The sequence below is a fragment of the Clostridium sp. AM27-31LB genome, assembly GCF_003480745.1.
In the GTDB taxonomy this organism is placed as follows: Bacteria; Bacillota; Clostridia; order Lachnospirales; family Lachnospiraceae; genus Butyribacter; species Butyribacter intestini.
The window spans coordinates 1-8,849 of sequence record NZ_QUJS01000017.1; the positions used below are offsets into that span (position 1 = coordinate 1).

An 8,849-nucleotide genomic window follows, 5' to 3' on the forward strand; every position below is an offset into this window, starting at 1 on the left:
TTTGTGCTATTCTTAGTGATGATAGGATTAATAACCGAGCAGTTAAAACCCTTATCACGAAGATAGCAGAAGAGTGGGTAATGATAAATTCCCGTGGATTCGAGGAAAATGCGACTTTCCAAAGAATACAACTCTTCTGCTTCTTTTATTTTAGAAACAGCGGTTGTAAGGGAATCAATACTGTTATGTAGGATTTTGAAAGGTTTTCCTACGAATTGTTGGTTTGGAAGTGCTATAGACATCCAGGAGAAGTCAGCACCGACATCAATACCAACAGAGATGAATAGTTCATCAAGATTAAAAATAACTTTGTTTGACATGAGCAAAAGCTCCTTTCTGATAGGAATCCATTTCCAATCTGGCAGGTACACAACCTAGCGCGTTATTCGGGTATTGCCTTCCGGCTCCCAACCAGCTAAAACATAAAACCCTGTCGAATGGACTAATTGACTTAATTACAGGTATCCACAGATAATCAGTGTCCCGAGGAGGAATACATTCTTTGTCCTATCCTAAGAGATGATACCTTATGTTTTATCTGGTGTCTATCAGGAACCGTCAGACATGATCATTATTACGGATAACATCTGATGAAGGAAGAATCCCTTCTTCTGTTATCTGATTTATAGAAATTTATTAACCAAGTAGTCTTGTTTGACTACATCATTATTATACTAGGGAGGAATGATTATGAGCATAAGATTAAAAAAATTATTGGCGCTATCATTGAGTATTTCTTTAGCTGCAACAGGTATTATTACTGATGTTGGAGAGAATAGTATATTTGCGGCAGCAGCATCAAAAACAACAGAGGTTAAAGTAAAAAAAGTACAGATTACGGTTGCACAGAAAAAGACGATAAAAGCACCAAAAAGTGAGAAAAAGGCAGTATGGAGTATTGTAAGTGGACAGCAGAATATATCGGTGATAAAAAAAGGCAAGGGAGAAATAAAGATAAAAGCACAAAAATCTGGAAGTGTAAAGTTGCAGGCAAAACAGGGGAAGAAAAAAACTACTTATGATATAACAGTAAAAAAACAGGCACCTAAAAAATCAGAAGTAAAACAGCTTAGAAAATTATATATAGATTGTTTTTGGAAAGCACAGGAAGAGTCACCATATGATTGGGGATGGAGAAAAAACAGTGATGTTACAAAATTAAAATGGTTCTCAGACTGGGTATCATGGGATGATTACGGATATGTAAAGGGGATTGTTTTGGACAGTATGTCAATAACAACACCATATTTTATAGGATATGATATAGAACCAGATGTAAAACTGCCAACATTTAAAAAGATACAGTATTTTGGTTCAGTTACCGGAAATGGTTTGAAAAGCGTTGACTTAGGAAATAATCCGACATTGAAATATTTCTTTTTAAAACAGGGATACGGGGAATATTGGGACGAGCAGGAATATGCTGAATTAAAAGAAATAAATGTTTCAGGGTGCAAAAATCTTGAAAATTTTTATGTTAGAATGACATACAATATAAAAAAATTAGACTTATCAAGTAACTGTAAAATTGAAACAATTAATATCTCTGATACTCCGCTTGACGAGTTGAAGATGCCTAAAACAGAATGTTTAAAAGAATTTTATATGAATGGTTCAAGAATAAATGAATTAGATTTAAGTAATTGTACTAATATGAAGAAAATAGGAATTATGGGATGCAATCCTCAAAGTGTGACAATATCATTAGGGAACAAAACAAATAAAGAAATATCAGACTTTGACATAGCAGTAGGTTCCACTGAAGGAGAAACAAGCGTGAGATTTGTTGCGAACAGGGAAATATCGGAAGTTCCAAAAGTAAGATATGAATACGAATATTTAGGATATATAGATGGCGGATTGAAATTTCTGAAAAAATGTGTTAAGTTTATAGAAAAAAATGGAAAAATATATTTTAAATTATTGTAGATTGGGATAGTAAAAATGATTAAATTTTTATCAAAAAACAGGTATAAGAATGAAAAAATGAAGTTGATAGGGAAACATTCATAAAAAACTTAAAGAATTAAATAAAATGTATTTAAAGATAAAAAAATAAAAAAATTCTGATGATGCTAAAACATTGGCTTTATGGCTTATAGCTTCTTATGATATTTTGGAGGAAAGAAAAGACAATGCGAAACAACTATCAGATTTATTGACTGCAATAGAATTGCTAAAAGAGTCTCCTTTAGATGAAGGTGGAGCAGCAGGTGCTTATATTTTAAAATTTGTCAGGGCAAATGATTTACATAATAAATAAAATAACTGCAACAAAACACAAAAATATCTGTCTTATATTATAAGAATAATTATAAAAATATAAGGCAGATGTTTTTACATGGGAGGGAGGAATGATTATGAGCATGAGATTAAAAAAATTATTGGCATTATCATTGAGTGTTTCTTTAGTTTCAACAGGTATTTTCGTTGATGTTGGAATGAGAAGTGTGACTGCAGTAGCATCAAAAACAAAACAGGCTAAGGACAAGAAGAATGTAAAAAAAGTAAAAGTAACGGTTGCACAGAAAAAGACGATAAAAGCACTAAAAAGTGAGAAAAAGGTAGTATGGAGTATTGTAAGTGGACAGCAGAACATATCAGTAATAAAAAAAGACAATGGAGAAATAAAAATAAAAGCACAAAAATCTGGAGGTGTAAAGCTACAGGCAAAACAGGGGAAGAAAAAAACTATTTATAATATAACAGTAAAGAAACAGGCACCTAAAAAATCAGAAATAAAACAGCTCACGAAATTTTATAAGGAGTGTTTTATAAAGAGTTCAAAGGAGATGGGAAATGATTGGTATGCAGAAGGAGATGATTTTCTGCATGACAAATGGATAGAATGGGATGATTATGGATATATCAGAGGAATGTCACTTGAGGCTAAAGAAATACTTACAGAAATTAATTTACCACGGTTTAAAAAAATACAGTATTTTGGTTCAGTTACCGGAAATAATTTGAAAAGCATTGACTTAGGAAATAATCCGACATTGAAATATTTCTTTTTAGATGTTGGATATGGAGAGTCTGCAGAAGAAGGAAATTATCCATATTTAAACAGAATAGATTTTTCAGGATGTCAAAATTTAGAAGGAGTGTATATAAATTCGGTCTTTAATATAAAGCAGATAGATTTATCAAATAACAGAAAAATTAAGACAGTTAATATTTCTCATACACCACTTGACGAATTGAAAATGCCTAAAACATATTGTTTAAAAGAATTTTATATGAATTGGTCAAGAATAAATGAATTGGATTTAAGTAATTGTACCAATATTCAGAAAATAGGGATTATAGGATGCAATCCTCAAAGTGTGACAATATCACTAGGAAACAAAACAGATAAGGAAATATCAGAGTTTGATATAGATGTATATTCTGCGGATGTAGAAACGAGCGTAAGATTTGTTGCAAACAGAGAAATATCAGAGATTCCGAAAGTAAGGTATGAATACGGATATTTAGGATATATAGATGGTGGATTAGATTTTTTGCGTAACTGCATATAAAATATGCGAAAAAACGGAGAAGAGTATCTCAAGTTACCGCAATTAAAAACGGAAAAACACAATGTATGTGGTAAATTACAATAAAATAGCAATAATTGCAACAACTTTAGAAAATATCTGTCTTATATTATAAGAACAATTATAAAAATATAAGGCAGATGTTTTTACATGGGAGGGAGGAATGATTATGAGCATGAGATTAAAAAAATTACTTGTATTATCATTGAGCGTTTCTTTAGCTTTAACAGATATTTTTACTGCTGTTGGAATGAGAAGTGTGACTGCAGCAGTATCAAAAACAAAACAGGTTAAAGGCAAGAATGTAAAAAAAGTAAAAGTAATGGTTGCACAGAAAAAAACGATAAAAGCACCAAAAAGTGAGAAAAAGGCAGTATGGAGTATTTTAAGTGGAAAGCAGAATATATCGGTGATAAAAAAAGGCAAGGGAGAAATAAAGATAAAAGCACAAAAATCTGGAAGTGTAAAGTTGCAGGCAAGACAGGGAAAGAAAAAAACTATTTATAATATAACAGTAAAAAAACAGGCACCTAAAAAATCAGAAGTAAAACAGCTCACGAAATTTTATAAGGAGTGTTTTATAAAAAGTTCAAAGGAGATGGGAAATAACTGGTATGCAGACGGTGATGATTTTCTGCATGACAAATGGATAGAATGGGACGATTATGGATATATTAGAGGAATGTCACTTGAGTCTACAGATACATTTACAGAAATTGATTTGCCGCGGTTTAAAAAAATAAAATATTTTGGCTCTTTTTGGGGAATGAGTAAACTGAAAAAGCTCGATTTGGGAAATAACCCTACATTGGAATGTGTTTTTCTCAAAAATGTAAATGTAGAAGATGATACAATTTTTGAAAATCTCAAGGAGGTAAATGTTTCAAAATGTAAAAATTTACGAGTAATAGATATTGAGCAGGCTGGAGAGAAATTTACAGAGCTTGATTTATCATCAAATGATAAACTTAACAGCTTAGGGTTAGAAGGTCTTAGAGGATTAAAACAACTGAAAATGCCGGAAACAGATAATTTGAAAGAACTTGTTGTGAAAGAGACAGCTTTGGAAAGTTTAGATATAGAAAAATATACGAAATTAGATAAAGTGTGTGTTGGTGGCAATCAATTTAATACATTGAAAATAAACATGGAGCAGAAGACAGAAAAAGATATAGAAAATATGTATTTGCTTTTTGATAATAATTTAAAGGTTGATTTTATTTCAAGTAAAAATGGTATAGTTCCTAATATAAAAAGACTGGATAACCATGATCTTTGGGCTGGAATTGTTTTTTCAAATTATGTTGTTACCGATTATGAGATACCTGAATGTTGGTAATAAAAAGGGGAGCAAGGACAGATAGCAGAGCGAATCGTAAAAGACTGCCCGACCGTAAGTGTGTTATGAAAAGTTGAAATAACTGCAACAAAACACAAAAATATCTGTCTTATATTATAAGAACAATTATAAAAATATAAGGCAGATATTTTATTAGTGTACTGTATCAATGATTTTCAGTTAAATAATGTAGATTGAAATTTAAATAAATTATTTGGCGAAATATCAATGATTACACACTGGGAGGGAGGAATGATTATGAGTATGAGATTAAAAAAATTATTAGCATTATCACTAAGTATTTCTGTCGCTGCAACAGGTTTATTTGACGACATAGGAGCAAAAAATGCCGATGCAGCAGTGGTGGCAAAGCAGAATAAAAACAGCCGGTATATAAATTTTGGAGGAAAAGGTACATTAAAAATAGGCAGTAAAGCAAAGGGAGTAGCCGAAAATAATGCTTATTTTTTTAATAACCATATTTCTTCAGTAAAAGTTTCAAAAAAGAATAAATATTTAAAAGCACAAGATGGAGTTTTATACAGTAAAGATATGAAAATACTGTACTATTATCCGGCAATGAAACAAAACAAAAAATTTACTATTCCATCAACAGTGACAAGGGTAGTAAGATATGCATTTGCAAATAACAATTTTCTTGAGCAGTTAAACATGGGAAAAAATGTAAAATATGTGGGTACCAAAGCATTTTCAGAGTGCAGCAGATTAAAAAATATTACATGGAAATGCAAGGCACAGACTATACCTGCCGGATGTTTTGAAAAGTGCCATAGTCTGAAAAACATTAAACTTGGGGATAATGTGAAAAACATTAAGACAGGAGCATTTAAGCAGTGCAGCAGTCTGAACAGGATTTACATTCCAAGAGGTGTAAGTGAAATAGAGGATTATGCGTTTAGCGGTGCCGGAAAGGAATTTTTTGTAGCAGGAAACAATATAGATTATTCATCTAATAAAGGTGTATTGTTTACAAAAGATATGTCAGGACTGGTTGCATATCCAGGCACAAAACAGGGCGGATATATATTACCTGATACGGTTGACGATATTTGTGCGGGAGCATTTAGTAATAGCGTAGGATTGACAGAAATAACATTTGGAAAAAATATTTATGCTGTTGATATGGGGTGGTTTGATAAATGTGCAAATCTGAAAAGGATAAATATGCCACCGGAATTGCAGAGTGTTGATTCATATGTGGAGTATAGTGGATTAGAATCTCTTGAAAAAGTGACATTGTCTGAAAGTAATAAATATTTTTCAATATATGATGATACATTATATTCAAAAGATTACAAGACACTTTATGTAATGCCTTTTGGAAAAAGCAGCTTAGAACTTGCACCGCAGGTCGAGAGCATAGTTTATTTGGATATGATAAATGACAGATATAAAAATGTTCTGACAAAAAATTCATTTTCAGAGATAAATATATCTTCACAAAATCAATACTTTGTAACAGTTGACGGTGTTTTATATGACAAGGATATAACAAAGATAATGTTATTACCGGGTAAAATGACAAGTTATAAGATGCCTGCAACAGTCAATGATATAACAGGAATTTTAAATGGGTTTTTTGGAGAGACAGAGGACAATATTGCAAATAATAGTCTTTCGGACATAAGCGTAGAAAAAGAAAATTTATTGTATGTGTCAAAAGACGGAGTATTATTTAGTAAGGACATGAATAAGCTTTATGTTTATCCGCAGGAGAAAAAAGGTAATTATACATTACCGGATGAAACGACATTGATGGATATGTTTGCATTTACAGAGGCAAGAGGACTTACCGGACTTACGATTTCTGAAAATTGTGACAGGATTTATATGGATATATCGGGATGTGCGGCTCTTAAAAAGATTACGGTGAAAGATGGTGTAGATACATTCAGGATAAAAGCGGCGGAAACACTTAATATAAGCAGTTTAAAACTTGGAAAAGATGTTTCGGATATTTGTTTACGGGGGAATTTGAACAAGGCTCATAATACGGTTATATCATCGGCTGCAAAAGGGAAAGATGCGGTTGAAGTATTAACGGGAATACAGGCGGCAGCGGGAGAAGGTGATGAGGAAATTGAATTTTTGACATTTAAAGATATGAGCAGGTATGTTGAATTTATGGGATATAGATTTAAATAAAGTTTGAAAAATAAGTCATTTTGAGTATATCAAGATGGCTTATTCTTTACAGAAATATGTCCAAATGTTAGAATGTAGCTAAACAAAATGAGTTTTTTGTTTGTGTTATCGGTAGGCAGCAGAGCGGATTGCAAATAGCTGCTTAATTGTATTAAGAAAGCATTACATTGGACAATGGCAGGGATTTACAGTGACAATAACAAAATAACAGGAGGATGGATATGGCAAGAACGGTAAGTATAGGAACTCAGGACTTTGAGAAAATGATACAGAGAAACTGTTTTTATGTAGACAAAACAGGTTTTATAAAAGAATGGTGGGAGAGTGAAGATGAGGTTACACTTATAACAAGACCACGCCGTTTTGGAAAAACATTAAACATGAGTATGCTGAACTGTTTTTTCTCAAATAAGTATGCGGACAGAGGGGAATTATTTGAGAAACTTGAGATATGGAAAGATGGGAAATATCGTGAAATACAGGGAACATATCCAGTGATATTTATGAGTTTTGCTGAGATAAAACAAAATAATTATAATGATGCGGTTGAGAAAATTAAGAGAATAATATGTGAGATGTGTCAGCAGTTTGATTTTTTGAAAAACTGGGATGGATTAACAGAAACAGAAAAGAAAAACATAAGTAATATCAGTTATGATATGAGTGATGTTATGGCACAGGATTTAATAAAAAATATGTCAAATTATCTCAGCCGATATTATGGGAAAAAGGTTATAATTCTTCTTGATGAATATGACACTCCGATGCAGGAGGCGTATGTAAATGGATACTGGGAAGAACTTGTTGCATTTACAAGAAGCCTTTTTAATTCAACATTTAAGACAAATCCGTATTTAGAGCGAGCGATAATGACAGGTATAACGAGGGTATCGAAAGAGAGTATTTTCTCAGACCTTAACAACCTTGAGGTAGTTACGACACTGACTCCAAAGTATGAAACTGCATTTGGATTTACGGAAGAAGAAGTGTTTAGGGCATTAGATGAACAGGGACTTTCTGACAAAAAGAACGATGTTAAGATATGGTATGACGGTTTTAGATTTGGCAGTAAAAATGATATTTATAATCCGTGGTCGATAATAAATTGTCTGGATAAGAAAAAAATAGCATTGTATTGGGCGGAGTCAAGTTCAAATGGTTTGATAAACAGCTTAGTGCAAAAGGGAAGTTCAAATATAAAAATGATGGTTGAAGAACTTATAAATGGCTCAACAATCAATGTGCCGATAGATGAACAGATAGTATTTTCAGAACTTGATTATTCGGAGGATGCCGTATGGAGCCTTATGCTTGCAAGCGGTTATTTGAAAGTTGTTTCGTCAGAAGAATTAAATCTTATAAGAGAAAGTGATAATGAGTATGAACTTGCTCTGACAAACCGTGAAATATTGTTTATGTTCAAAAAAATGATACTCCGATGGTTCAGTCCTGCAAAAAGTGAGACAAATGAATTCATAAAGGCACTTATAAGTGGAGATATAGAGAGCATGAATGAATATATGAATGATGTTGCATTACGCACATTCAGTTCATTTGACTCAGGAAAACATACATCTGAGAAAAAAGCACCTGAAAATTTTTTCCATGGATTTGTTTTAGGGCTTATGGTAGACCAGTCAGAAAACTATATCATAACTTCAAACCGTGAGAGCGGTTTCGGACGCTATGATATAATGCTTGAACCAAAAGACAAACAGACTCAAAAATATCCGGGAATAGTTATAGAATTTAAAGTGATAAATCCAAGAAAAGAGAACTCACTTGAAGAAACTGTTGAAGCTGCA

General features: G+C 32.4%; 7 protein-coding genes. 6 read left to right on the top strand and 1 reads right to left on the bottom strand.

Annotated features, from left to right (window positions below; translation table 11 throughout):
• A partial coding sequence (locus DW721_RS15680) for a transposase (RefSeq protein ID WP_147355423.1) occupies window positions 1-320 on the bottom strand: 320 nt, incomplete at its 3' end.
• A 370-nt stretch (window positions 321-690) separates the two neighbouring features.
• Here DW721_RS15680 and DW721_RS15685 point away from each other — a divergent pair.
• From DW721_RS15685 to DW721_RS15710, 6 genes are all read left to right on the top strand, one after another.
• Complete coding sequence (locus tag DW721_RS15685) at window positions 691-1,929, top strand: hypothetical protein (RefSeq protein ID WP_118746288.1); 1,239 nt, start codon at window positions 691-693, stop codon at window positions 1,927-1,929.
• A gap of 154 nt (window positions 1,930-2,083) precedes the next feature.
• Window positions 2,084-2,263 carry a hypothetical protein gene (locus tag DW721_RS15690; protein WP_055943116.1) on the top strand — a complete coding sequence of 60 codons (180 nt, stop codon included), beginning with the start codon at window positions 2,084-2,086 and terminating at the stop codon, window positions 2,261-2,263.
• A gap of 97 nt (window positions 2,264-2,360) precedes the next feature.
• On the top strand, window positions 2,361-3,521 hold the full coding sequence (locus DW721_RS15695) for a hypothetical protein (RefSeq protein WP_118746289.1): 1,161 nt from the start codon (window positions 2,361-2,363) through the stop codon (window positions 3,519-3,521).
• Between the two features lie 187 nt (window positions 3,522-3,708).
• Complete coding sequence (locus DW721_RS15700) at window positions 3,709-4,878, top strand: hypothetical protein (RefSeq protein WP_118746290.1); 1,170 nt, start codon at window positions 3,709-3,711, stop codon at window positions 4,876-4,878.
• Between the two features lie 258 nt (window positions 4,879-5,136).
• On the top strand, window positions 5,137-7,044 hold the full coding sequence (locus DW721_RS15705) for a leucine-rich repeat domain-containing protein (protein ID WP_182436369.1): 1,908 nt from the start codon (window positions 5,137-5,139) through the stop codon (window positions 7,042-7,044).
• A gap of 221 nt (window positions 7,045-7,265) precedes the next feature.
• On the top strand, window positions 7,266-8,849 hold a 1,584-nt coding region (locus tag DW721_RS15710), incomplete at its 3' end, for an AAA family ATPase (RefSeq protein WP_118746292.1).

Excerpts from the sequence above, each read along its gene's own strand:
- DW721_RS15685 (WP_118746288.1), top strand. The coding sequence starts at position 691 with ATGAGCATAAGATTAAAAAAATTATTGGCGCTATCATTGAGTATTTCT.
- DW721_RS15705 (WP_182436369.1), top strand. The coding sequence starts at position 5,137 with ATGAGTATGAGATTAAAAAAATTATTAGCATTATCACTAAGTATTTCT.
- DW721_RS15695 (WP_118746289.1), top strand. The coding sequence starts at position 2,361 with ATGAGCATGAGATTAAAAAAATTATTGGCATTATCATTGAGTGTTTCT.
- DW721_RS15700 (WP_118746290.1), top strand. The coding sequence starts at position 3,709 with ATGAGCATGAGATTAAAAAAATTACTTGTATTATCATTGAGCGTTTCT.